General features: G+C 68.4%; 21 protein-coding genes. 16 read left to right on the plus strand and 5 right to left on the minus strand.

The genetic code is table 11. The features are described 5' to 3' along the window. Window positions 1-87: 87 nt before the first annotated feature. From JMF86_RS27680 to JMF86_RS27690, 3 genes are all read right to left on the minus strand, one after another. The gene (locus JMF86_RS27680; RefSeq protein ID WP_011548785.1) at window positions 88-1,350 is read right to left on the minus strand and encodes an ABC transporter substrate-binding protein; all 1,263 of its coding nucleotides are present in this window, start codon (window positions 1,348-1,350) and stop codon (window positions 88-90) included. 63 nt (window positions 1,351-1,413) lie between these two features. After that, window positions 1,414-3,408: a beta-galactosidase gene (locus JMF86_RS27685; RefSeq protein WP_011548786.1), complete on the minus strand. Its 1,995-nt coding sequence runs from the start codon at window positions 3,406-3,408 to the stop codon at window positions 1,414-1,416. A 9-nt stretch (window positions 3,409-3,417) separates the two neighbouring features. Beyond that, window positions 3,418-4,575, minus strand: coding sequence for an ABC transporter ATP-binding protein (locus JMF86_RS27690; RefSeq protein ID WP_011548787.1), 1,158 nt, complete (start codon window positions 4,573-4,575; stop codon window positions 3,418-3,420). 189 nt (window positions 4,576-4,764) lie between these two features. Between JMF86_RS27690 and JMF86_RS27695 the strand changes: the two genes are divergently transcribed. From JMF86_RS27695 to JMF86_RS27730, 8 genes are all read left to right on the plus strand, one after another. Then, entirely contained in the window at window positions 4,765-5,820 is a 1,056-nt protein-coding gene (locus JMF86_RS27695; RefSeq protein ID WP_011548788.1) for a LacI family DNA-binding transcriptional regulator, read from the plus strand. Between the two features lie 142 nt (window positions 5,821-5,962). Then, complete coding sequence (locus tag JMF86_RS27700) at window positions 5,963-6,670, plus strand: TetR/AcrR family transcriptional regulator (RefSeq protein ID WP_011548789.1); 708 nt, start codon at window positions 5,963-5,965, stop codon at window positions 6,668-6,670. A gap of 203 nt (window positions 6,671-6,873) precedes the next feature. Further along, the gene (locus JMF86_RS27705) at window positions 6,874-8,451 is read left to right on the plus strand and encodes a cellulase family glycosylhydrolase (RefSeq protein WP_226292223.1); all 1,578 of its coding nucleotides are present in this window, start codon (window positions 6,874-6,876) and stop codon (window positions 8,449-8,451) included. A gap of 113 nt (window positions 8,452-8,564) precedes the next feature. Beyond that, window positions 8,565-9,980: a glycoside hydrolase family 1 protein gene (locus tag JMF86_RS27710; protein ID WP_011548791.1), complete on the plus strand. Its 1,416-nt coding sequence runs from the start codon at window positions 8,565-8,567 to the stop codon at window positions 9,978-9,980. Window positions 9,981-10,023: 43 nt separating this feature from the next. Continuing rightward, window positions 10,024-11,289 (plus strand): formylglycine-generating enzyme family protein, encoded by a 1,266-nt coding sequence (locus JMF86_RS27715; protein ID WP_011694902.1) that lies wholly within the window; start codon window positions 10,024-10,026, stop codon window positions 11,287-11,289. Window positions 11,290-11,322: 33 nt separating this feature from the next. After that, window positions 11,323-13,134: a sulfatase gene (locus JMF86_RS27720; protein WP_011548793.1), complete on the plus strand. Its 1,812-nt coding sequence runs from the start codon at window positions 11,323-11,325 to the stop codon at window positions 13,132-13,134. Between the two features lie 142 nt (window positions 13,135-13,276). Beyond that, on the plus strand, window positions 13,277-14,215 hold the full coding sequence (locus tag JMF86_RS27725) for a porin (protein WP_011548794.1): 939 nt from the start codon (window positions 13,277-13,279) through the stop codon (window positions 14,213-14,215). A 183-nt stretch (window positions 14,216-14,398) separates the two neighbouring features. Then, window positions 14,399-14,800: a BON domain-containing protein gene (locus JMF86_RS27730; RefSeq protein WP_226292224.1), complete on the plus strand. Its 402-nt coding sequence runs from the start codon at window positions 14,399-14,401 to the stop codon at window positions 14,798-14,800. A gap of 54 nt (window positions 14,801-14,854) precedes the next feature. Here the strand turns inward: JMF86_RS27730 and JMF86_RS27735 are convergent, their stop codons facing one another. Next, window positions 14,855-15,496 carry a GntR family transcriptional regulator gene (locus JMF86_RS27735; RefSeq protein ID WP_172593257.1) on the minus strand — a complete coding sequence of 214 codons (642 nt, stop codon included), beginning with the start codon at window positions 15,494-15,496 and terminating at the stop codon, window positions 14,855-14,857. A gap of 131 nt (window positions 15,497-15,627) precedes the next feature. On the opposite strand from JMF86_RS27735, the gene JMF86_RS27740 reads away from it, so the two are divergent. Next, the gene (locus tag JMF86_RS27740) at window positions 15,628-16,104 is read left to right on the plus strand and encodes an OsmC family protein (RefSeq protein ID WP_011548797.1); all 477 of its coding nucleotides are present in this window, start codon (window positions 15,628-15,630) and stop codon (window positions 16,102-16,104) included. Between the two features lie 18 nt (window positions 16,105-16,122). Here JMF86_RS27740 and JMF86_RS27745 read toward each other — a convergent pair whose 3' ends face one another. Further along, window positions 16,123-17,073, minus strand: a complete 951-nt coding sequence (locus JMF86_RS27745) for a LysR substrate-binding domain-containing protein (protein WP_011548798.1) — start codon at window positions 17,071-17,073, stop codon at window positions 16,123-16,125. A 114-nt stretch (window positions 17,074-17,187) separates the two neighbouring features. Between JMF86_RS27745 and JMF86_RS27750 the strand changes: the two genes are divergently transcribed. The 7 genes from JMF86_RS27750 to JMF86_RS27780 all read left to right on the plus strand — a co-directional run bounded on the left by JMF86_RS27750 (window position 17,188) and on the right by JMF86_RS27780 (window position 25,637). After that, window positions 17,188-18,939 carry an IlvD/Edd family dehydratase gene (locus JMF86_RS27750; RefSeq protein ID WP_011548799.1) on the plus strand — a complete coding sequence of 584 codons (1,752 nt, stop codon included), beginning with the start codon at window positions 17,188-17,190 and terminating at the stop codon, window positions 18,937-18,939. Between the two features lie 116 nt (window positions 18,940-19,055). Further along, entirely contained in the window at window positions 19,056-19,985 is a 930-nt protein-coding gene (locus JMF86_RS27755) for a dihydrodipicolinate synthase family protein (RefSeq protein WP_006480236.1), read from the plus strand. Between the two features lie 25 nt (window positions 19,986-20,010). Next, the gene (locus tag JMF86_RS27760; protein WP_011548800.1) at window positions 20,011-20,940 is read left to right on the plus strand and encodes a Gfo/Idh/MocA family protein; all 930 of its coding nucleotides are present in this window, start codon (window positions 20,011-20,013) and stop codon (window positions 20,938-20,940) included. Window positions 20,941-21,033: 93 nt separating this feature from the next. Beyond that, window positions 21,034-22,047, plus strand: coding sequence for an arabinose ABC transporter substrate-binding protein (locus JMF86_RS27765; protein ID WP_006480238.1), 1,014 nt, complete (start codon window positions 21,034-21,036; stop codon window positions 22,045-22,047). A 21-nt stretch (window positions 22,048-22,068) separates the two neighbouring features. After that, a complete protein-coding gene (gene araG / locus JMF86_RS27770) occupies window positions 22,069-23,616 on the plus strand; it encodes an L-arabinose ABC transporter ATP-binding protein AraG (RefSeq protein WP_011548801.1) in 1,548 nt (515 codons plus the stop codon). Window positions 23,617-23,652: 36 nt separating this feature from the next. After that, window positions 23,653-24,678 (plus strand): L-arabinose ABC transporter permease AraH, encoded by a 1,026-nt coding sequence (gene araH / locus JMF86_RS27775; RefSeq protein WP_011548802.1) that lies wholly within the window; start codon window positions 23,653-23,655, stop codon window positions 24,676-24,678. Window positions 24,679-24,734: 56 nt separating this feature from the next. Next, the gene (locus JMF86_RS27780; RefSeq protein ID WP_011548803.1) at window positions 24,735-25,637 is read left to right on the plus strand and encodes an SMP-30/gluconolactonase/LRE family protein; all 903 of its coding nucleotides are present in this window, start codon (window positions 24,735-24,737) and stop codon (window positions 25,635-25,637) included. The last annotated feature ends 170 nt before the right edge of the window (window positions 25,638-25,807 follow it).

The raw sequence follows: 25,807 nt of genomic DNA on the forward strand, positions 1-25,807 counted from the left end.
CGGCGGCGGNGGGGACGTGATCGGACTGGACACGGCAAGCCTCCTGAACGGACACGGCGGCGCGTGGCCGCCGGTTGGGTCACGCGGTCACTTCTTGTAAATCCGCTTGCGGGTCTGTTCGAGTTGCGCGAGCACCGTATCGAGCTGCGCGGGATTCGCGAGGAACTGCTGCATCCCCTTCATCCCCTCGTCGGCCATTTCCTTGGTCATGTCGCGGTCGTAGAACTGCGCGACGCCGCCCTTCGTGTCGGCGAGGATCCGGAAGCCGATGCGCGAGATCGGATCGGCCGGCTCGGGCGACTTGCTGTTCGCCGACAGCGAGCCGAGCCCTTCGGCGAGCTTCGCGCCCATCTCGGGGGTTTCGACGAACGCGAGGAACGTGTGCGCGTCGGCCTTGTTCTTCGCCTTGGTCGGGATGTGCAGCGATTCGACCGGGCCGTCCTCGGCGGTCGGCACCTTCGGATCGATGATCGGGAAGCGGTAATAGCCCATGTCCGGCTTCACGTTCGGCGGGAAACCCGCCGCGATGAAGGTGCCCATCAGCATCATCGCGGCCTTGCCCTGGAACAGGAACGGCTGCGCGCCGTCGAGATCGTAGGACAGCGCGTTGTCGATGAAGTAGCCCGAGTCGATCAGCGATTTCCACGTCGTGTAGACCTTCTTCACGCGCGGGTCGGTGTACGGCACGTCGCCGGCCATCAATTGCTGGTGGAACGCGTTGCCGTTCAGGCGCAGGTCGAGATAGTCGAACCAGCCGGCGAGCGTCCACGCGTCGCGGCCACCGATCGCGATCGGCGTGATGCCCGCGGCCTTCAGCTTCTTGCATGCATCGAGAAACTGGTCCCACGTCTTCGGTTCGTCGGCGATGCCGACCTTGCGGAACAGGTCCTTGCGGTAGAAGAGGCCCCACGAGTAGTAGACGGTCGGCGCCGCGTACTGCTTGCCGTTATAGGACGACGCGCTGCGCGTCGACGCATACATCGCGTCCCAGCCGTTCTTCGACCAGTCGCCGCTCAGGTCCTCGAACAGCCCGCGCTTCGCGTAGTACGCCATCCGCTCGCCCGCGTGCCAGTTCACGACGTCCGGTGCGACGGTGGTGAGCCACGCGGGGAGCTGCACCTTGTACGCTTCCTCGTCGACGAAGGTCGGCTTCACGTCGATGTCGGGATGGGCCTTGTGGAACGCTTCGATCGTCGACTGCCACACCGCACGCTGGCTCGCGCCCTTGAACGCGATGTTGATGGTCAGCGTGCCGGCATCGGCAGGCGTCGTCATGGCGAGCGACGCAAGGCCGAAGGCGACGGCGGCGGTCGCCAGGCGGGCAGCGACGCGAAGGGGGCGATGGGTCATGAGTGTCTCCAGTCCTGTGTGTCGTTGTGCGTGACCGGCGCGTGGCGGCGCCGGGGGCGGTTGCTAGGAACGGCTTCGATACACGGCGACGCCTTGCGGCTCGACCTGCGCGCCGCCGAACACGAACGCGGACGGCGGTACGCCATCGATCGTGTGCGGCGTGCCCGCGTAGTTGAATACGTAAGTCAGGCCGCCGCGCCGGCTCACGCGCACGGCGTCGCCGAGCGGCGTCGGGGCCAGGCCCGCTTCGGCCGCGATATCGGCGAACAGGCGCACGGTGGTCGCCTCGTCGAACAGCGCGGCCCAGTAATGCAGCGTGCCGTGCGACAGGCAGGCCGGGTGACCGTCGGCGAAGCGTGCGTGCACGACGCTGCGTGTGTCGTCGTCGTTGAGCTCGACGAGATCGCGCCAGTGACGCGCGTCGCCCGCGAGCGGCGAACCGTCGCGCAGCGTGCCGTCGACTCGTTCGGTGACGTTCGGCCGCAGCGACTCGACGCGCCACACGCGTACCGGCAGGATCGACGCGAGGGGGCCGGGCGGCAACGCCGGCGGAATCTGCAGGTCGATGGTTTTCGAGCCGGTGCGCGGGCCGAACACCGCATGGGCGCCCGACGCGGCGAGCCGCGACGCGAAATCGTCCGGCACGACCGGCAGCGGCGGCACGACGACGAGCCGGTAGCCGTCGAGCGGCGCGTGCGCGGAAACGATGTCGACGTCGAGCCCGAGCGAACGCAGCGCCGAGTAGTACTCGAATGCGAAACGCGGGTAGTGGAAATCGGCGCCTTGCGGCTGCACTTCGAACAGCCACTTCGCGTCGTAGTCGAACACCAGCGCAACGGGGGCGCGCACCGCGCCGTTCGCGTCGGCATCGGCGCCGGCGTCGAGCACGGCGGCGATTTCCTGCGCGACGCGCTGCGCTTCGCGGCCGCCTTCGTCGAGCCGGTTGTCGGGGGTATTCAGGCCCGCGTGCATCTGCTCCTGCGCAAACGGCGCCTGCCGCCAGCGGAAGTACGACACGCAGCCGGCGCCGTGCGCGAACGCTTCCCAGCTCCACAGCCGCACCATGCCCGGCAGCGGCGCGGGGTTCCAGTGCGCCCAGTTCACCGGGCCCGGCTGCTGCTCCATCACCCAGAACGGCAGCTTCGACATGCCGCGGTACAGGTCGTGATTGAACGACGCGAAATCGGGATGGCCGGTGCGCAGCCAGCGCGCCTTCACGTCGGGCGCGAACCACAGCTCCTCGAGCGCGCCGAGCGGATAGCTGTCCCACGTCGCGAGATCGAGGTCGCGCGCGACTTCGTAGTGATCGAACTCGGTGAAGAGCTGCATGAAGTTGTGCGCGACCGGGCGGCCCGGCGAATGCGCGCGGATCACGTCGACCTGCATCCGGTGATAGCGCGCGAGTTCGTCGGACGCGAAGCGCCGGTAGTCGAGGCGATGCGACGGATTGGCTTCGGTCACGGTGCCCACGGGCGCGTCCACTTCGTCGAAATGGCGATATTCCATGCTCCAGAACACGGTGCCCCATGCGCGGTTCAGCGCGTCGATCGTGCCGTAGCGTGCTTTCAGCCATTCGCGAAAGCGCACGAGCGCGGCCGGCGAGTAGCTGACGACGGTCTGGTGGCAGCCGAGTTCGTTGTCGGTCTGCCAGTAGCGCACGGCCGGGTGGCGACCGTAGCGTTCGGCGACCGCCGTGCAGATCTGGCGCGACGCTTCGAGATAGACCGGCGACGAGAAATCGTAGTGGCGGCGCGAACCGAACGCGCGCGGGCGGCCGTCCGCGCCGATCGCGAGGATGTCGGGATGGCGGTCCACCAGCCATTTCGGCGGCGTCGCGGTCGGCGTGCACATCACGATTTCGAGGCCGGCCGCGCCGAGCACGTCGACCGCACGGTCGAGCCAGCCCCAGTCGTATTCGCCCGGCGACGGCTCGATGCGGCTCCACGCGAATTCGGCGATCCGCACCTGCTCGATGCCGAGCGCTTTCATCCGGCGGGCGTCGTCGGCCCACATCGATTCCGGCCAGTGTTCCGGGTAGTAACAGACTCCGAGGCGCATGCCCGATCCTTATGCGTAGTGGTGGACGGGAAGGTCGGCGCACGCGGGCACCGCGCGGCCGTCTTCGGTGAACAGGTGGCAGGCCGCGGCCGGCGCGTGCACGTGCACGCGTTCGCCGGTGCGCACCGGCGCGTCGCCGGGTACTTTCGCGATCAGCGGCGTCGCGTCGGGTAGGCCGGGCGAGTCGAGGTGCACGTAGGTCTGCTCGCCGAGGCGTTCGACGAGCGCGACGTCGCGCGCGAGCGTCGTCGCATCGGGGGCGGCGCCGAGCGTCAGGTGTTCGGGACGGATGCCGAGCGTCACGGCGGCGCCGGCGGAGAGCGCCGAGCCGTCGCGCGGCAGCGTGAAGGTTTCGCCGGACGGCACGAGCGTGACGGTCGTGCGACGCGCGTCGCACGCGGTCACGACGGCCGGCAGGAAGTTCATGCGCGGCGAGCCGATGAAGCCCGCGACGAAGCGGCTGGCCGGATGGTGATAGAGGTCGAGCGGCGCGCCGACCTGAGCGATGCTGCCGTGCCGCGCGGTATCCGCGCCGGCGTGCAGCAGCACGATCTTGTCGGCGAGCGTCATCGCCTCGGTCTGGTCGTGCGTCACGTAGACGACGCTCGCACGTTCGAACTGCCGATGCAGCTTCGCGATTTCGACGCGGGTCTGGCCGCGCAGCGCCGCATCGAGATTCGACAGCGGTTCGTCGAACAGGAATACGCCGGGCTCGCGCACGATCGCGCGGCCGATCGCGACGCGCTGCCGCTGGCCGCCGGACAGCGCCTTCGGCTTGCGCTCGAGCAGCGTGTCGAGCTGCAGGATGCGCGCGGCGTCGCGTACCTTGCGGTCGATCTCGGCCTTCGGCACGCGCGCGAGCTTCAGCCCGAACGCCATGTTCTCGTACACCGTCATGTGCGGAAACAGCGCGTAGCTCTGGAACACCATCGCGACGCCGCGCTCGGCGGCCGGCACGTCGTCGACGCGGCGGCCGTCGATCGACAGCTCGCCCGCGCTCAGATCCTCGAGCCCGGCGATCATGCGCAGCAGCGTTGATTTCCCACAGCCGGACGGCCCGAGAAACACGCAGAACTCGTGCGCGCCGATCTCCAGATCGACGTCGCGAATGACCGGCGCGTGCTCGCCATAGGCTTTCTGCACGCGTCGCATCGAGATGCTCGCCATTGTCTCCGCTCCATGTTCTAATGCGCCGTACTGCTTGATTAAGCGCTTAATCATCGCGATCAAAAAAAGGGGCGATGCGATCGCGGCCGAGTCGCGCCCGTTGGTCGGGCGGCAAGGTGTCCGGCGATAGTGCGCCGCTTCGGTGAGCGAAGCAAATACTGGATCGACGTCTCATATAGTGGGCAAACGATGGCAACACTGGATGAAGTGGCGCGCCGCGCCGGTGTGACGGCCGCGACGGTGTCGAACGTGCTGCGCGACCGCGGCCGGGTCGGCGACGCGACGCGGGCACGGGTGCTCGATGCGGTCGACGCGCTCGGGTATCGGCCGCATCTCGCCGCGCGGGCGCTGGCGGAAGGGCGCGCGCCGACGGTTGCGCTGATGGTATCGAGCATCGCGAACCCGTTCTATCCGGAGTTCGCGTTGGCGGTCGAGCGCGCGGTACGCCGCAACGGGCAGTTCCTGATCGTCTGCAATACGAACGAAGATCCGTTGCAGGGGCGCGCGTATCTCGACCAGATCGCCGGCACGATCTCCGAGGGGATTCTCGTGACCAACGCGAACCTGCATCTGCCGGACCTGCTCGACGTCGCGCGGCGTGGCGTGCCGGTCGTGCTGTGCCTGTGGGAGCGACCCGAGGCGCCGCCCGACGGGTTGCCGTGCGTGGCGATCGATTTCCGCGAGGCGGGACGGATCGCGACGCGGCATCTGCTCGAACTCGGTCACGAGAAGATCGGCGTGATCGTCGGCGGCGCGGCGTGCGGCGTGCAGGCGGCGCGCTACGACGGCTTCGTCGACGTGATGCGCGACGCGGGGCTCGACGCGTCGATCGTCGCGGCCGAGCGCGATTCGATCGAAGGCGGCCTCCGTGCGGCAGGCCGGCTGCTCGATGCGCACCCGCGATTGACCGCGCTGGTCGCGACCAACGACCTGCCGGCGATCGGCGCGATGCACGCGGCGGCCGATCGCGGCCGGCGCGTGCCCGACGATCTGTCGATCGTCGGCATCACCGACATCCATCTCGCCCGCGACACGCGGCCCACGCTGACGACCGTCGCGATCCCGACCGCCGAAGCGGCCGGCCTCGCGGTCGAATTGCTCAATACGCTGCGCGAGGCGGCCGGGCAGGGCGACGACGCGTCGCGCGTGCGGGTCGCGTCGCTGCCGACGCTGGCGGTGCGCGGCACGACCGGGCCGGTGCACGACCGCGCACCGCGCCGTGCCGGCCGCGCGCGCCGCACGTAAGGCCGCGAACGGGCCAGGTGACGGCGCGAGGTTCGTTGGTAGAATTCGCATCCGTAGACAGCCGCCGGCGGCGATCCAGACCGCCGGCGGCTGCGCCCGACGGCCGACCCGCGCCCGCTTCGGCGCTCGACCCCATACGTGAATGAAGAAAACCGTCAAGACAGGTACGGCAACGGCTTCCGGCACGGCGCGCGCACGCCGGCCGACGCAGGCGGAGCGCAGCCAGGCGACGCGTGAGCGCGTCATTGCCGCCGCGATAGCGCTGCTGCACAAGGAAGGCTATTCGGGCGCGACGACGCTCGCGATCCGGCGCGAAGCCGACGTCAGCATGGGCGCGCTGCAGCACCAGTTTCCGACCAAGGCGGAATTGATGGCCGCGGTGCAGGAACGGCTCACCGGCGATCGCTTCGCGCAGTTCGAACGCGCGTCGCGCAGCGCCACGACGCCGCTCGAGCGGATCGACCGGATGCTCGATGTCGCCGGCGCGCTCATCGGTACGCCGCTGTTCGCCGCCAGCATGGAGATCCAGCTGGCGCGACGCGCCGACAAGGAACTCGACGAGGCCGTGGCACGCATCCTCCAGCCGTTCGACGACGGGTTTCGCGCATTGATGCGCGATGTCGTCGCGGGTTTCGACCGGGAGACCGCGCTCAAGGTCACGCAATTGCAGTTGCTGGGCGGATCGATGATCCGCGGGCTGACCATCGACGTCGTGACGGGCGGCGAACCGGCCGCGGCGCGGGCCGCGTTCGCGCTGTGGCGCGACATCGCGCTGCGGCAAATCACGGACATGACGCAATCCCCCGCGCCCGCGCCGACGAAAACCGACAAGCGCCGCGCTTCGCGCTGAGATTCCGCTGACGATTCCGGCCGCGCACGTCATCGTGCCGGCCGCGCCGCATTTCGAGACACCGCTCGGTTTGCTCAATTGACAAGCAATATAGCCTACTTGTATGTTGCGGCTCATGCATGTTCGTGGCTGCGCTGTTGCTGATGGCAATGCGTCGAACCGATACGCATGCCTGTGCGACCCGATCACGGATTCTTGCCGACATGACCCGAGCAACACACCTGTACCGAACCGCCGGCTTCGCCGCCGCGCTCCTGATGCTGTCCGCATGCGCGAGCATGAAGCCGCATGCGGCCGATGCCGATCGTGCGGATGCCGGCGCCGCCTCCGCCTCCGCCGTCTCGCATGCTGGCCGCTGGTTGATCGACGACGAAGGGCGCGTGCTGATCGTTCACGGCGTCAACGTCGTGGTCAAGCAGCCGCCGTATGCGCCGGAAGCCGCCGGCTTCGGCGCGAAAGAAATGGACCGGCTTGCGGCGGACGGCTTCAACGCCGTGCGTCTGGGCGTCGCGCAGCAACAGCTCGAACCCGCGCCCGGACGCTACGACGGCGCCTACCTCGCATCGCTCGCCCGCACTCAGCGGCAACTCGCGGATCGCCGCATCTACACGCTGCTCGACATGCATCAGGACGGCTACTCGCGCCGGTTCGTCTCCGAACGTCGCCGCGACGAAGTCGCGGCGGGCAATCCCGGCGGCGCGGAAATCAACAACGGCTTCGCCGACTGGATGGCGCTCGACGACGGCTTGCCGAACGTCAACCCCGGCCATCCGTACTACTACGTCACGTCTAAGGCGATCAACCGCGCGTTCGACCATCTCTACGGGAATGCGCGCGGGCCCGAAGGCGTCGGCCTCGCGGACCGTTTCGCCGCTGTGTGGCGGCATGTCGCCGCCGGTTTTGCGGGCCGGCCTTATCTGCTCGGCTACGAATTGCTGAACGAGCCGTGGCCGGGCACACGCTGGCTCGACTGTGCTGGGCCGCAAGGCTGCGCGGCGTTCGACCAGAAGGTGATGTCGGTTTTCAACCGCACGCTGCGAACCGCGATTCGCGATACGGATCGCGGCACGCTGGTCTTTCAGGAACCGAATCCGCTGTTCAATCTTGGTTTTCCGACGCAGCTCGACCCAGGCGATGCGCGCTCGGGTTTCGCGTTCCACAACTACGCGTCGAAGGTCGATCAGTTCGCGAAAGCCGTCGACACGACCCTGCCCGCCGGCCAGCCGCCGTTGTCCGGACGGCTTGCGCCGCTGCTCGGCGGCACCGACGCGGACAAGGAGGCGCGCGTGTTCGGCAATGCGCTCGCCCGTGTCGATGCGACCGGCGAGGCGTTGCTGATGACCGAATTCGGCGGCCTCGACGCGCCCGATCCGGCGGGGCGCCTGGTCGAGCGGATGGCGGACGCCGCGGACCGCGACATGATTCCGTGGATCTACTGGCGCTTCCCCGTTCCGGCCGATTCCACGGCTGCATCGTGGCAATCGGTGCGCGACGTGCTGGTGCGCCCTTATCCGCAAGCGATCGCGGGCACGCCGACACGCTGGCGCTTCGACCCGGCAACGCAGCGTTTCGAGCTGCGCTATGCGACGCGCCCGGCCGGCTCGGCGCTGCGGCCCGGTGCGCTGACGCAGATCTTCGTGCCCGACTACCGCTATCCGCACGGCTATCGCGCGCGGGTGACCGGGGGAACGGTCGAATCCGCGCCCAATGCGCGCGCGCTGCTGGTGGCCGCCCGCCCGGATGCGGCGGAGGTGATCGTCGAGGTCACGCCGGCGCCGTAATCGGCGCCCGGCGCAACGCGCACCATCCGCACGCAATTTAAAAGCAGTGTGTATTGCTTGATTAAGGCGACACCGCATTCCATACGGTCGTCCGTCGCTACCTGGAGACATCAATGCCCATCGATACGTCCATTCCGCGCTCGCCGGCGCGCCGCACCTTCCTGCGCGCCGGCGGCGCGGCCGCCGCCGGCCTGGCCTGCGCACCCACGTTCGCCCGCGACGACGGCATGCGTTTTGCCGACGATTTCGTGTGGGGCGTCGCGGCGTCGGCTCCGCAAACGGAAAGCCGGGAAGGCCGCGGGCGGAGCAACTGGGACGTGTTCGCGGAGCGCGCCGGCACGATCGCCGACGGCTCGACCAATGCGCGCTGCACCGAATTCGAGCGGCGCTATCCGGCCGATATCGCGTGGATGGCGGCCGCCGGGATTCGCGCCTTCCGCTTCTCGATCGCGTGGCCGCGCGTGCAGCCGCAAGGGCCCGGCGCGCCGAGCGACGCCGGCCTCGCCACCTATGACCGGATGATCGACACGATGCTCGCGCGCGGCATCGAGCCGTTTCCGACGCTGTTTCACTGGGATACGCCGGTCTGGGCCGGCGATTTCCGGACACGCGACATCGCCTATCGGCTGGCCGATTACGCCGATCGGGTGACGCGCCGGCTCGGCGATCGCGTGAAGCACTGGATCGTGCTGAACGAGCCCAATAGTCTCGCGCTGCGCGGCTACGGGATGGGCGTGCATGCGCCGGGGCTGCGTTCGCCGGAAGGCGTGTTCGCGGCGATGCATCACCAGAACCTCGCACAGGGCCTCGCATTCCAGGTGCTGCGGGCGAACCTGCGCGACGCGCGGATCGGCACGACGATCAACCTTCAGCCGGTGCGCCCGGCGGCGGCGCGCGACGAAGACCGCAAGGCGGCCGGCCTCGTCGACGTGCTGTGGAATCGTGCGTTCCTCGATCCGCTGTACGGTCACGGGTATCCCGAGCCGCTCGCGCATTCGCTCGCCGGCCTCGTGCGGCCCGGCGACATGGCCATCGTCGCCGCGAAGCCGGATTTCCTCGGGATGAACTACTACTCGCGCATCTACGTTCGCGCCAATCCGTCCGCCCCGTTCGGCGTCGAGCAGGCCGAGCCGCCGGCCGATCTGCCGCGCACTGCGTACTTCCAGGTCGAGCCGGACGGGATGACCGAGATGCTGCTGCGCGTGCATCGCGATTACGGCGCGCCGGACATCTACATCACCGAAACCGGCTTCGCGCTCGACGATCCGGCGCCGCACGACGGCGTCGTCGACGACGGCCCGCGCGGCGATTACCTGTCGTGCTATCTGCGCGCGGCGCACGACGCCTATCGGCAAGGTGTGCGACTGAAAGGGCTGTTCTACTGGGCCGCCACCGACAACTGGGAATGGGGGCAGGGGTTTTCGAAGCGATTCGGCCTCGTGCACGTCGATCTCGACACGCAGGTTCGTACACCCAAACGCAGCCTCGCGTACTACTCGCGATGCATCGCGCAGAACGCGGTGGCGTGATGCGCGGCTGCTTTCCTCATTCGTCATCGACCCTCGGCATCGCATGAAATCCCGTTCGCTCGCCCGGCGCCGCCCGCGCCGGATCGTACCGGCCAGCGCCGCGCCTCATTCCCCCGACTCGCCGACCTCCGACCGTCGCACGCTGTTGCCGCGCAGCTGGCGGGGCGTCCGGCTGGTGACCGCGCTGGTCGTCGCGTGCGCGGCCGCCGGCGCGGCGATCGGCTGGCTGTCCTCGGTAACGCCGTCCCGTGGCGAGGGCGCGCGCGCCGTCATTGGCAACGGACACGACGGGCCGCTCGACATGGCGTGGATTCCCGGCGGCACCTTCCTGATGGGCAGCGATGCGAAGGCGGCGCAGCCGAACGAGCGGCCGGCGCATCGGGCCACCGTGCGCGGCTTCTGGCTCGATCGTCACGACGTGACCAACGCGGAATTCCGGCGCTTCGTCGATGCGACCGGTTACGTCACGACCGCCGAGCGCAAGCCGGACTGGAGCGCGCTGAGGGCGCAATTGCCGCCCGGCACGCCGCGGCCGCCCGACAGTGCGCTGGTGCCGGGCGCGCTCGTGTTCGTCGGCACGGCGGGCCCGGTTCCGCTGGACGACTACGCGCGCTGGTGGCGCTTCCTGCCCGGTGCCAACTGGCGACACCCCGACGGGCCCGGCAGCACGATCGCGGGCAAGGACGACTACCCGGTCGTGCAGGTCTCGTACGACGATGCGCGCGCGTATGCGCAGTGGGCCGGCAAGCGGCTGCCGACCGAGGCCGAATGGGAATTCGCGGCGCGCGGCGGTCTCGAGCAGGCCGATTACGCGTGGGGCAATCAGCTCAAGCCGGCGGGTCGGCAGATGGCGAATATCTGGGAAGGGCAGCAGCCGCAGCCGTTTCCGGTCGTCGACGCGCGCAGCGGCAAGCCGGCAGCCCCGAGCCCGGTCGGCACCTATCCGCCCAACGGCTACGGGCTCTACGACATGGCCGGCAACGTGTGGCAATGGGTGGCCGACTGGTATCGGGCCGATGCGTTCCTGCTGGCGGTCGAGAGCGGCCGTCCGGTCGCCGACCCGCAAGGGCCCGCCGACAGTTGGGACCCGACGGAGCCCGGCGTGCCGCCGCATGCGCCGAAGCGCGTGATTCGCGGCGGCTCGTTTCTCTGCAACGAATCGTACTGCCAGAGCTATCGACCGAGCGCGCGGCGCGGCGTCGATCCCGAAGCTGGGATGTCGCATCTCGGCTTCCGGCTGGCAATGGACGAGCGCGCGTGGCTCGCCTGGCGCGGCCACAAGCACGCCGGCGCAAACGCAACGGATTGACCGGCCGAGATCAACGCAATCGAGGAGACGAACATGAATTCCCCCCTGACCCGGCGATTCCGCCGGCATATGCCGTCACGCGTCATCGCGTGCGCGATGGCCTGGCTGCTGATGCTGTGCGCCGGCGCCGCGCATGCCGGTGCATCGCGACCGAACATCGTGTGGATCACCGTCGAGGACATCACGACCTTCATCGGCGGATACGGCGACCCGCAGGTCAAGACGCCGAACATCGACCGGCTGGCACGCGAAGGCGTGCTGTACACGCATGCGTACCAGGTGTCGGGCGTGTGCGCGCCGTCGCGTTCCGCGCTGATCACCGGCGTGTACCCGACCTCGGTGGGCGCGCAGCATCACCGGACCGGGCCGGGCGAGATCTCGGTTCCCGGCGTGACGGCGAAGGACAAGCCGAACGGCGTGCCGGCGACCTATTCGGTGGTGCTGCCGCCCGACGTGAAGGCGTTCCCCGAGCTGCTGCGCAAGGCCGGCTACTACACGTCGAACAACCAGAAGACCGACTACCAGTTCGTGCCGCCGGTGACGGTGTGGGACGAGAACGGCCCCGCCGCGTCCTACCGCTATCGCCCGAAGGACAAGCCGTTTTTCGCGGTGTTCAACTTCTTCGTCACGCACGAGTCGATGATCACCTATCGCAAGGACCCGCTGCGCGCCGATCCCGCGTCGATCACGGTGCCGCCGATCTATCCGGACACGCCGGCGGTGCGCGGCGACATCGCGCGCATGTACACCAACATCGAGACGATGGACCGGCAGGTCGGCGAGCTGATCGAGATGCTCAAGCGCGACGGCGTGTACGACAACACGATCATCTTCTTCTTCGCGGACAACGGCGGCACGCTGCCGTGGATGAAGCGCGAGGTGCTCGAGCGCGGCACGCGCGTACCGCTGATCATTCGCTTCCCCGGCGCGCCGCGAGGCGGGTCCACCGATGCGCAGCTCGTGAGCGGCGTCGATCTCGCGCCGACCGTGCTGTCGCTGGCCGGCGTGCCGATTCCGTCGTACATGCAGGGGCAGGCGTTCCTCGGGCCGGCGCGCGCATCGGCGCCGCGCCGCTACGTGTTTGCCGCGCGTGACCGGATGGACAACGAATACGACCGCGTGCGGATGGTGCGCGATCAACGCTTCCGCTATCTGTACAACTACATGCCGGAGAAGCCGTACTACCAGCCGATCCGGTTCCGCGAAAGCATGCCGATGATGCGCGACATCCTGCGGCTGAAGGATGAAGGCAAGCTGCCGCCGGCCACCGCGGCGTGGTTCGGCACGAAGCCGGTCGAGGAGCTGTACGACGCCGATCGGGACCCGTGCGAGCTGCACAACCTCGCGGACGATCCGCGCTATCGCGCCAAGCTCGACGAACTGCGTGCCGCCTTCCACGCGTGGACCGATCGTTACGGCGACATGGGTGGCATACCGGAACCCGAAATGATCTCGCGGATGTGGCTCGGCGGCTCGGCGCCCCCCGCCACGGCGACCCCCGAGATCCGGCCGGCGCCGGGCGGCGTGACGATCGCATGCGCGACCCAGGGCGCGTCGATCGGCTACTGGGTCGAACGTCGCGACGACCCGGCGCCGCGCCTCTCGCACACCGTGCTCAGCTGGGACTTCGAACGGCTCGCCGGCGAAATGCTGCCGCCGAAGCTCGGTGCGCGCTTCGCCCATCTCGGCGATCAGCGGCCCGTGTCGCCGGCCTGGTCCGTGTACGACGCGGGGCGTGTGATTCCGTTGCGCCCCGGCGACGTGCTGCACGTCAACGCGATGCGGATCGGCTATACGGCCGCGACGCTCGACTACCCGTTCCCGCAGACGGAAGCGCGCCGCTAGCGCTTCCCGAACGCGTGACGGCCGGCCCGCGCGGATCGCCGCGACGCGATTCCGCGAGCCGGTCGACGCTGTCACATCGACCAGGAACATACCGAGGCGATGTCGCAACACTAAGTAAAACGAAATATATGGATGGAGACACATGAAGCGAATCATCGTGGTTTCGGCGTTGGCATGCGTTGCAGCAGACGCGGTCGCGCAATCGAGCGTGACGTTGTTCGGTTACATCGGCGCGGGCGTGCGCTGGACCGATGGCGTGAAAGGGGGGAGTCAGATCGGGTTCGACAACAACGCGATATCGGGCAACATTTTCGGCATCAAGGGCGCCGAGGATCTCGGCGGCGGCATGCAGGCGATCTTCATGCTGCAGAGCGGGTTCCTGACGGGCACCGGTGCGCTGGCGAAATCGCCCGGCCTGCTGTTCTCGCAGATGGCTTATGTCGGCCTGAGCGGCCCATACGGCCGCGTCACGTTCGGACGGCAACTGAACGCGCTCGAGGACATCGGCATTGCGCTCGACCCGAATTCCGCGCAAGGGCAGTCGCTGTCGACGATCCCCGGCGTGGTGTGGGGCGGCAACTTCTTCACGAACGATTCGCGCTTCAACAACACGATCAAGTACGTCGGCACGTTCGGCGGCGCGACCGTGCGCGGCAGCTATTCGCCCGGCGGGGTCGCCGGCAATCAGCGCGCCGGCTCGAACGTTGCCGTCGGCACGAGCTACCGGTTCCGGACGCTGTTGCTCGGCGCCGCCTATCAGACGACCTGGAACGCCGACGCATCGCAATGGGCGCGCACGATCATGGGCGGTGCGACCTGGCAGGTCGGCCCGGCCCGGCTCTACCTGAGCTACAGCGATCTCGCCGTCAGCGCCGCGAAGGCCGGCGCGCCGGAGCGGCGCGACCGGATTCCGGCGGTCGGGATCGTCTATCAGGTCACGCCGTTCCTGCAATTGTCCGGCGCGACCTATTACGACTTCGCGCAGAACCTGAAGAACACCGGCGGTGCGGACGGCCGCAAGCTGACGTCGTACGCGATGCTGCAGTACTTCCTGTCGAAGCGGACCAGCCTGTATGCGTAGTTCGATCGAAACGGCTTCTCGGGGGCCTACAAGAAGGATCAGACCAACATCGGCGGGCTGTCGCTGCGACCGGACGGACGCACGGTGACCGGCGTGTCGGTCGGCATGATCACGCAGTTCTGATGCGCGCGGCTTTAACGGCCAGCGTGTAGTTCGTTCTCCATCCTGTTGCGGAACTCATCCATGACTTATTCGAACCCTCGGGTTGTACTGATGCTCGCCGCGTTGCTGCTGGCGCCCGCCGCGCCGGCGCTGGCCCAGCCGTCGGCATCGCGCGCCACCGTGCCGGCCGTCGACGCGGGAAGCGATGCCGGTGTCGCCGGGACCGCCGCGCCGAACCGCGATACGGCGCGGGCCAGACGGAAATCGAACCGGCTGCTCGTCAAGCGCGTGGCCGCGGTGCTCGCGCGCACGCGCGGGCTCGATTCGAGCCGCATCCTGATTCGTGCGGCCGACGGCACGGTGACGTTGTCGGGCACCGTGACGGACAACGTGCAGATTCCGCTGGCGGTCAATGCGGCGCAGCAGGTCACCGGCGTGACGGCCGTTCGTAATCAGCTGCGTATCGGGACCCAGATCGAATAGCGTCGATCGCCGCGCCGGCCGGCGCACGTGACGTACACGCGCCACGCGCCGGCCTCAGCCGCCTTCGACGAGCCGCAGCACGATGCGTCGGGCCGAATCGAGATGCGCGACGGTCATCGCGCGGGCGCCGCGCGCATTGCGTTCGAGGCATGCCTGCAGGATGTCGTCGTGCTCGACCTGGAACGACGGCGTATCCGCGAGCAGCGTGGCCTGCAGGCGCTCGTAACGTTCGACCTGGCCGCGCAGTTCGGCGATCGACTTCAATTGCCGCGCGTTGCCGCAGCACGAATACAGCAACGCATGGAATTCGCGGTTCAGCTCGCCCTGCCGGCGCGGCACGGTTGCATCGCCGAGCAGCCGATGCACGAGTTCGGCGCGCGCGAGCGTTTCGTCGTCGAGCCGCTTCACGCTGCGGTAGATCGCATCGCCTTCGAGCAGCACGCGCAGATCGTAGATTTCCTGCACATCCGACACGCTCAGCATGCGCACGACCGCGCCGCGATTCCTGAAGATGTCGAGCAAGCCTTCGCGTTCCAGCCGCTGGATCGCCTCGCGCATCGGAATCCGGCTGATGCCGAACCGCTCGGCCAGATCGCGCTCGACGAGCCGCTCGCCGGCCGCCAGCTCGCCGTTGATGATCATGTCGCGCAGCGACGCGGCGACCGCGTCCGCCGTGGAGTCGAGTTTGGCTTCCATGCCTGCCTGTTTCGTCATTTTGGAATAATGGTATACCAAATGGCTATGCGATGCCACAATGATGGCCACCGGCGGGCGTCACGCAACGGCGTCCGGCCCCGGTCAGGCAACCGACATCAATGGAGAGCGAGATGGCATCGGGCGAACACCAGTATCGCGTCGTAGTGGAGTGGACGGGTAATCGCGGCACCGGCACGTCGGGGTATCGCGAGTACGGCCGCGATCATGTGATCCGGGCCGGTTCCAAGCCGGATATCCCGGGCTCGTCGGACCCGGCGTTCCGCGGCGACGCGGCGCGCTGGAACCCCGAAGACCTGCTGCTCGCGTCGGCATCGGCATGCCACAAGCTGTGGTATCTGCACCTGTGTTCGGAGGCCGGCATCCGCGTGCTGGCCTATGTCGACCACGCGGAAGGCACGCTGCTCGACAGCGGCGCAGCGGGGCGCTTCACCGAAATCGTGTTGCGCCCGCAGGTGACGATCCGGGTCGGCGACGATCGCGAACGCGCGGCGCATCTGCATCACGATGCGCATGCGAAGTGCTATATCGCGAATTCGGTCAATTTTCCGATTCGCTGTGAGCCGGTGATCGAGGTTGACGCGGCGTAGGAAACCGCGGCTGCGTCGTCATAGCCCGACGCCGTAAACCTCCCGCGCCGCCGCCCGAATCGCCTCCACCATCACCGTCACCGCCGGCGAATGCAGCCTGTCGGTGCGCGTGATGATCCCGAAATCGTCCATCCGGCAATCCATCTCCAGCGGCAGCACCGTGACGATGCCGTGCCGCGCGTAGTAGCGCGCGACGTCCTCGGCGAGCACCGCGATCATGTCGCTCTGTTCGAGCAGTTGCGTGATGAACAGCAGCGCCGAGGTTTCGACGAGATTCGCCGGCGGCGCGAGGCTCGCGCGCTGGAACACGAGTTCGAAGCGGTGCCGCAGCACGCTGCCGGCCGGCGGCACGACCCACGCGGCGCGCTGCACGTCGGCGAGCGCAACCGGCGCTTGCGCGAGCAGCGGATGGCCGGTTCGCACGACGGCGGCTACCGATTCGCCGGTCAGCGGCTCATAACGCAGGCGCAGTTTGTCGTGCTCGGCGGACAGCCGGCCGAGCACGATGTCGATCTTTTCCTGCGCGAGGTGTTCGAGCAGCACGTTGCTGGTGTCGATCTCGACCGACACGTGCAGGCCCGCATGCGTACCCTTTACCGCGGCGACGGCCGGCGGCACGAGCCGCAGGGCCGGCGACGTGATCGCCCCCACCGCCACGTGGCCGAGATGGCCGGCCTTCAGCGCGGCCAGCTCCTCGCGCGCCTGGTCGAGGCTGCCGAGCGCGGCGCGCGCGTGGCGGATCAGCGCGTCGCCGTACAACGTCGGCCGCATCCCGCGCGGCAGGCGCTCGAACAGCACCGCGCCGATCGACTCCTCCAGTTCGCGCAGCAGCTTCGACGCGGCCGGCTGCGTCATGTTCAGCGCGGCCGCCGCGCGGTGGATGCTGCCTTCGTCGGCGAGCGCGACGAGCAGCAGCAACTGGCGCGTCTTCAGACGGGCGCGGTTTCCCCACGGGCTGGCTTCGGTCATCGTACGGGTTTATATCGATATCGGAATCGATATCGTAATCGCCTAAATCGTCATTAGCCAGTTATCAAAATTCTGCCTAGACTGCGCCGGTATCCCGTCACCACAGGACTGACGATGTCGGCAACAAAACCCAGGCTGCGCTCCGCCCAATGGTTCGGCACGAACGACAAGAACGGCTTCATGTACCGGAGCTGGATGAAGAACCAGGGCATTCCCGATCACGAATTCGACGGCCGGCCAATCATCGGCATCTGCAACACGTGGTCCGAACTGACGCCGTGCAACGCGCACTTCCGCAAGCTCGCCGAGCACGTGAAGCGCGGGATCTCGGAAGCGGGCGGTTTCCCGGTCGAGTTCCCGGTGTTCTCGAATGGTGAATCGAACCTGCGGCCGTCTGCGATGCTCACGCGCAACCTCGCGTCGATGGACGTCGAGGAAGCGATTCGCGGCAACCCGATCGACGCGGTCGTGCTGCTCGCCGGCTGCGACAAGACGACACCGGCGCTGCTGATGGGCGCGGCAAGCTGCGACGTGCCGGCGATCGTCGTGTCGGGCGGCCCGATGCTGAACGGCAAGCTGGAGGGCAAGAACATCGGTTCGGGCACGGCCGTGTGGCAGCTGCACGAAGCGCTGAAGGCCGGCGAGATCGACGTGCATCACTTCCTGTCGGCCGAAGCCGGGATGTCGCGCTCGGCCGGCACCTGCAACACGATGGGCACCGCGTCGACGATGGCGTGCATGGCCGAGGCGCTCGGCGTCGCGCTGCCGCACAACGCGGCGATTCCGGCGGTCGATTCGCGTCGCTACGTGCTCGCGCACATGTCGGGCATCCGCATCGTCGAGATGGCGCTCGAAGGGCTCGTGCTGTCGAAGATCCTGACGCGCGCGGCGTTCGAGAACGCGATCCGCACGAACGCGGCGATCGGCGGCTCGACCAACGCGGTGATCCACCTGAAGGCGATCGCCGGCCGCATCGGCGTGCCGCTCGAACTGGAAGACTGGATGCGCATCGGCCGCGACACGCCGACGATCGTCGACCTGATGCCGTCGGGGCGCTTCCTGATGGAGGAGTTCTATTACGCGGGCGGGCTGCCGGCCGTGCTGCGCCGGCTCGGCGAAGGCGGGCTGCTGCCGCATCCGGATGCGCTCACGGTGAACGGCAAGTCGCTGTGGGACAACGTGCGCGAAGCGCCGAACTACGGCGACGAGGTGATCCGCCCGCTCGACCGGCCGCTGATCGCGGACGGCGGCATCTGCATCCTGCGCGGCAATCTCGCGCCGCGCGGCGCGGTGCTGAAACCGTCGGCGGCGAGCCCCGAACTGCTCAAGCATCGCGGCCGCGCGGTGGTGTTCGAGAACCTCGACCACTACAAGGCGACGATCAACGACGAAGCGCTCGACATCGATGCGAGCTCGGTGATGGTGCTGAAGAATTGCGGGCCGCGCGGCTATCCGGGCATGGCCGAGGTCGGCAACATGGGGCTGCCGCCGAAGCTGCTGCGCCAGGGCGTGAAGGACATGGTGCGGATTTCCGACGCACGGATGAGCGGCACCGCGTACGGCACGGTCGTGCTGCACGTGGCACCGGAAGCGGCCGCCGGCGGGCCGCTCGCCGCGGTGCGCAACGGCGACTGGATCGAACTCGACTGCGAGGCCGGCACGCTGCATCTCGACATTACGGATGAGGAACTGCAACGCCGCCTGTCGGACGTCGATCCGACCGCGGCGCCGGGCGTGGCCGGCCAGCTCGGCAAGGGCGGCTACGCGCGGCTGTATATCGATCACGTGCTGCAGGCCGACGAGGGGTGCGACCTCGACTTCCTGGTCGGCACGCGCGGCGCGGACGTGCCGAGCCATTCGCATTGAGCAGGCGGGCGGCGCGACATGCGCCGCCGCCGGTTGCGGGCCTTCCCGGTCCGCGCTTCATGAAACCGTGAACGCATGACGGCCGGTGACAACCGGGCCGAAGCAGGACGCGAACCATGACATCGAGCAGCACGCCGCGCCATCGCGGCATTTTTCCCGTCGTTCCGACGACGTTTACCGACACCGGCGAGCTCGACCTCGCGAGCCAGAAGCGCGCGGTCGATTTCATGATCGACGCCGGCTCGGACGGGCTGTGCATCCTCGCGAACTTCTCCGAGCAGTTCGCGATCACCGACGACGAACGCGACGTGCTCACGCGCACGATCCTCGAGCACGTGGCCGGCCGGGTGCCGGTGATCGTCACGACGTCGCACTACAGCACGCAGGTGTGCGCGGCGCGCAGCCTGCGCGCGCAGCAGCTCGGCGCGGCGATGGTGATGGCGATGCCGCCGTACCACGGCGCGACGTTCCGCGTGCCCGAAGCGCAGATCTTCGATTTCTTCGCGCGCGTGTCGGATGCGATCGACATCCCGATCATGATTCAGGATGCGCCCGCGAGCGGCACCGCGTTGTCCGCGCCGTTCCTCGCGCGGATGGCTCGCGAGATCGAGCAGGTCGCGTACTTCAAGATCGAGACGCCGGGCGCCGCGAACAAGCTGCGCGAACTGATCCGGCTCGGCGGCGACGCGATCGAGGGGCCGTGGGACGGCGAGGAGGCGATCACGCTGCTCGCCGATCTCCATGCGGGCGCGACCGGCGCGATGACGGGCGGCGGCTTCCCGGACGGCATCCGGCCGATCCTCGAAGCATTCCGCGAAGGGCGGCACGACGATGCGTTCGCGCATTACCAGGCATGGCTGCCGCTGATCAATCACGAGAACCGCCAGTCCGGGATCCTCACCGCGAAGGCGCTGATGCGCGAAGGCGGCGTGATCGCGTGCGAGCGGCCGCGGCATCCGATGCCGGAACTGCACCCGGACACGCGCGCGGAATTGCTCGCGATCGCGCGCCGGCTCGATCCGCTCGTGCTGCGCTGGGCGCGCTGAGCGATTCACGAAGGAGACATGCAGGATGAGTGATCCGATTTCGCTGGGTGTCGTCGGGATCGGCAAGATCGCGCGCGACCAGCATCTGCCGGCGATCGCCGCCGAGCCGGGCTTCGCGCTGACCGCCTGCGCGAGCCGCCATGCGGAAGTCGCGGGGGTGCGCAACTATCCCGATCTGCGTGCGCTGCTGGCCGCCGAGCCCGAACTCGACGCGGTGTCGCTGTGCGCGCCGCCGCAGGTGCGCTACGCACAGGCGCGCGCGGCGCTCGAAGCCGGCAAGCACGTGATGCTCGAGAAGCCGCCGGGCGCGACGCTCGGCGAAGTGGCCGCGCTGGATGCGCTGGCCCGCGAGCGCGGCCTCACGCTGTTCGCGACCTGGCATTCGCGCTGCGCGAGCGCGGTCGAGCCGGCGCGTGTGTGGCTTGCGCAACGCACGATCCGCGCGGTGCAGGTGCGCTGGAAGGAAGACGTGCGGCGCTGGCATCCGGGGCAACAGTGGATCTGGGAGCCGGGCGGCCTCGGCGTGTTCGATCCCGGCATCAACGCGCTGTCGATCGTCACGCGCATCCTGCCGCGCGAGCTCGTGCTGCGCGAGGCGACGCTCATCGTGCCGAGCGACGTGCAGACGCCGATCGCGGCCGAACTCGATTGCGCGGATACCGACGGCGTGCCGGTGCACGCGGAATTCGACTGGCGCCACGGCCCGGTCGAGCAATGGGAGATCGCGGTCGACACGGCCGACGGCGTGCTCGCGATCAGCCGCGGCGGCGCGCAATTGTCGATCGCGGGCGAGCCGGTCGAGATCGGGCCGGAGCGCGAGTACCCGGCGCTGTATGCGCACTTCCACGCGCTGATCGCGCGTGGCGAAAGCGACGTCGACGTGCGGCCGCTGCGGCTCGTCGCCGATGCCTTCCTGTTCGGCCGGCGCGTGCAGACCGACGCGTTCGGCCGCTGAACCTGCGTGCGCGCTTCGGTACGGCGAAGCGCGCACGACGAATGATTGATTACGGCACACATCACGGCATCAGCCGGTACAAAGGAGACACCCATGAACCGCACGACTCACACGATCCGTCGACACACCCTGCGCGCGCTGCTGGCCGCGCTTTGCATCGCGCCGCTCGGGATGACGGGCGCCGCGCACGCCGACGCGCCGCTGAAGATCGGCTTCCTCGTGAAGATGCCCGAGCAGGCGTGGTTCATCAACGAGCAGAACGCCGCGTCCGCGCTCGGCCAGAAGGAGAACTTCTCGGTCGTGAAGATCGGCACGCCGGACGGCGAGAAGGTGCTGGCCGCGATCGACAACCTCGGCTCGCAAGGCGCGCAGGGCTTCGTGATCTGCGCGCCGGACGTGCGTCTCGGGCCGGCGATCGCATCGCGCGCGAAGCGCTACAACATGAAGTTCGTGACGGTCGACGACCAGCTCGTCGATTCGAGCGGCAAGCCGCTGCCGAACGTGCCGCACCTCGGGATGTCGGCGACCAAGATCGGCAACCAGGTCGGCCAGGCGATCTCCGACGAGATGAAGCGGCGCGGCTGGAAGCCGGAGGAAGTCGGCGCGCTGCGCATCACCAACTACGAGCTGCCGACCGCGAAGCTGCGCACCGACGGCGCGACGCAGGCGCTGCTCGCGAACGGCTTCCGCAAGGAGAACATCTTCGACGCGCCGCAGAAGACGACCGACGACGAAGGCGGCTTCAGCGCGGCGGCACCGGTGCTCGCGCGCCATCCGAACGTGAAGAAATGGGTGATCTACGCGCTGAACGAGGAAACCGTGCTCGGCGCGGTGCGCGCGACCGAACAGCTGCACATCCCGGCGGCCGATGTGATCGGCGTCGGCATCAACGGCGCGGGCGAGGCGTTCGCCGAATTCCAGAAGAAGGAGCCGACCGGCTTCTACGGGACGATCGCGGTCAGCTCGACGAACCACGGCAAGGACAGCACGCAGAACCTCGTCGACTGGATTCGCAACGGCAAGACGCCGCCGGCCGACACGCAGACGAGCGGCAAGCTGATGACGCGCGCGAACTGGCAGGCCGTGCGCGCCGAACTCGGTATCTGAGCGGGGCGAGGCGAGAACGCAATGACGATGCAGACGATGACGGCCGCGTCCGGCCACGACGCCGAAGCGGGTACGCCGCCGGACGGCCCGCTGCTCGCGCTCGACGGCATCACCGTGACGTTTCCGGGCGTGCGTGCGCTCGACGCGGTGTCGCTGTCGGTGCGCGCGGGCGAAGTGCACGGGCTGATGGGCGAGAACGGCGCGGGTAAATCGACGCTGCTGAAGGTGCTGTCCGGTGTGAACCAGCCGCAGGCCGGCACGCTGACGCTGAACGGCACCGCGCAGCGTTTCGCGTCGACGCGCGCGGCGCTCGAGGCCGGCATCGCGATCATCTACCAGGAACTGCATCTGGTGCCCGAGCTGACGGTCGCGGAAAACCTGATGCTCGGGCAATTGCCGAGCCGGCTCGGCGTGGTCGACGAGCGCACGCTCGCGGCACGCGCGCTCGATGCGCTGGAGCGGCTCGGCGAGCACATCGATCCGGGCATCCCGGTGAAATATCTGTCGATCGGCCAGCGCCAGATGATCGAGATCGGCAAGGCGCTGATGCGCCATGCGCGCGTGATCGCGTTCGACGAACCGACGAGTTCGCTGTCCGCACGCGAGACCACGCAACTGTTCCGGATCATCCGCGCGCTGCGCGCGGAAGGCCGCGCGATCATCTACGTCACGCACCGGATGGAGGAAGTCTACGAACTGTGCGACCGCGTGACGGTGTTTCGCGACGGCCGCCGCATCGACACGTTCGATTCCGTCGCCGATCTCGACCGCGACCGGCTGATCGGCTGCATGGTCGGCCGTTCGATCGAGGACGTGTACGGCTACCGGTCGCGCCCGGCCGGCGACGTACTGATCGAAGCGAAAGGGTTGGCGGGGCCGGGGCTGGCCGAGCCCGTGTCGTTCACCGCGCGGCGCGGCGAGATCGTCGGCTTCTTCGGGCTCGTCGGCGCGGGCCGCTCCGAGCTGATGAAGCTGCTGTACGGCGCCGTGCGACCGAGCGCCGGGCACGTCGAGCTGAACGGCAAGCGGGTGGCGTTCGGCAGCCCGCGCGACGCGGTGCGCGCCGGCATCGCGCTGTGCCCGGAAGACCGCAAGCAGGAAGGCATCGTCGCGATCGCGTCGGTGGCCGACAACCTGAACATCAGCGCGCGCCGTCATTTCAGCCCGGCGCGCGTGCTGCTCGACGGGCGACGCGAACGCGAGCTTGCGCAGAAATACATCGAGCGGCTCGCGATCAAGACCCGCGACGGCGACACGCCGATCGGCGCGCTGTCGGGCGGCAACCAGCAGAAGGTCGTGCTCGCGCGCTGGCTGGCCGAGCGCATCGACGTGTTCCTGATGGACGAGCCGACGCGCGGCATCGACGTCGGCGCGCGCGCGGAAATCTACAACCTGTTCTACGAACTCGCGGAAGCGGGCCGCACCGTGATCCTCGTGTCGAGCGATCTGGCCGAGGTGATCGGCGTGTCGGACCGCATCGTCGTGATGAAGGAAGGACGGATTGCGGGCGAGGTTGCGAAGGCGCACGCGACGCCCGATGCACTGATCAAGCTCGCGCTGCCGCGCTAGCGGCGTGCTGTTCAACCGGAAAGCAAGTGAACTGATATGAGCCAGGCAATGCAACCCCAACGTACTTCCCCGTCCCCGGATGCCGCCGCCGCGGCCACGCCCGTGCGACCACGCAGCGGCGTGTGGCAGCTGATCAACCGCTCCGGCATCGTGATGGTGTTTCTGGTGCTGTTCGCGACGCTGTCGCTGACCGTGCCGGACTTCCTCACGCCGCGCAACATCCAGGGCCTGCTGCTGTCGGTCACGCTGATCGGCTCGATCGCGGTGACGATGATGTTCGTGCTCGCGCTCGGCGAGGTCGACCTGTCGGTCGCGTCGATCGTCGCGTTCTCGGGTGTCGTCGCGTCGACGCTGATCACCGCGACGCACAGCGTCGTGCTCGGGATCGCGGCCGGCGTGCTCGCGGGCGGCGCGGTCGGGCTCGTGAACGGCGTGCTGATCGCGCGCTATCGGATCAACTCGCTGATCGTCACGCTCGCGATGATGGAAGTCGTGCGCGGGCTCGCGTTCATCACGTCGAACGGCGACGCGGTGATGATCTCGGAAGAACGCTTCTTCGATCTCGGCGGCGGGTCGTTCCTGGGCATCTCGTTTCCGATCTGGAGCAACATCGTCGGCTTCGTCGTGTTCGGCTTCCTGCTGCGCAAGACGGTGTTCGGCAAGAACGTGCTGGCCGTCGGCGGCAACGGCGAGGCCGCGCTGCTCGCGGGGCTGCCGGTGATGCGCATCAAGATCGCGGTGTTCGTGCTGCAGGGGCTCGTGACCGGCTTCGCCGGCGTGATGCTCGCGTCGCGGATGAGCCTCGGCGATCCGAAGACGTCGGTCGGCCTCGAACTCGGCGTGATCTCCGCGTGCGTGCTCGGCGGCGTGTCGCTGACGGGCGGCGTCGCGACGATCTCCGGCGTGCTGGTCGGCGTGCTGATCATGGGCTCCGTGCAGGACGCAATGAGTCTGCTGAACGTGCCGACCTTTTACCAATATCTGATACGCGGCGGAATTCTGTTGCTCGCGGTGCTGTTCGACCAGTATCGTCGCAACCAGCGGCGCGCGATGAAGATCTGACTTCGGTGATGGCGCGGCCGCCCGCGAACGCGACAGATCAGATATCGGGAGACGGCATGCAACAGACTCATCCGGCCGCGTCGGCGACGCTGCTGGCCGACAGCCGCAACACGCTCGGCGAAGGCGCGACGTGGTGCGACAGGACGCACACCCTGTACTGGGTGGACATCGAAGGCGCGCGGCTGTGGCGCTGCCCGGCGGATGGCTCGGACCTCGTGCAATGGGCGATGCCCGAGCGGCTCGCATGCTTCGCGCTGACCGACGATCCGGACGTGCTGTTGGTCGGGCTCGCGACCCATCTCGCGTTTTTCGATCTGCGCAGCGGCGCGTTCACGCGGATCGTCGACGTCGAGCCTGAACTGCCCACGCGGCTGAACGACGGGCGCTGCGACGGGGCCGGCGCGTTCGTGTTCGGGATGAAGGACGAAGGCGCCGAGCCGCCGCGTGCGGTCGGCGGGTTCTATCGGCTCAATTCCGACCTCACGCTCGAACGGCTCGCGTTGCCGCCGGCCGCGATCGCGAACAGCATCGGATTCTCGCCGGATGGTTCGAAGATGTATTTCTGCGATTCGCTGGTGCGCGAGATTTTCGTGTGCGATTACCGCGCGGGTGGCGATGTGGCCAATGTGCGGCCGTTCGCGCGGCTGACGGATGTAGACGGCGACCCGGACGGCTCGATCGTCGATCGCGACGGCGGGTTGTGGAATGCGCAGTGGGGTGGGCGGCGCGTGGTGCGCTATGGGCCGGACGGGATCGAGACGGATCGCGTTGAAGTGCCGACCGCGCAGCCGAGCTGTGTGGCGCTTGATGGTGACGGCCGGTTGTATGTGACGAGTGCGCGTGTTGACCTGAGCGACGATGCGCTGGCGAGCGACGCGCACGCGGGCGGCGTGTTCGTCGCGCAAACGCGGCACGTGGGGCTGCCGACCGCACGGTTCGCGGGCACGCCGCGTGGTTGATCGCCTGGCCGCCGCATCCGGGTTCCCGTCCATGGGATCGCGCTGACGCGGCGGGCTTCACGCTCATGCCGGCGCTCCGCCGCGCATGCGCGAACGCGCGGCGGCTGCCCGTCTGCCCGAACACGCCTTTCTTCTCCCCGACCTGCTGGTAAGATGGCCCGCAATTCCAT

This window comes from Burkholderia sp. E168m15, from assembly GCF_016586105.1.
GTDB lineage: Bacteria > Pseudomonadota > Gammaproteobacteria > Burkholderiales > Burkholderiaceae > Burkholderia > Burkholderia orbicola.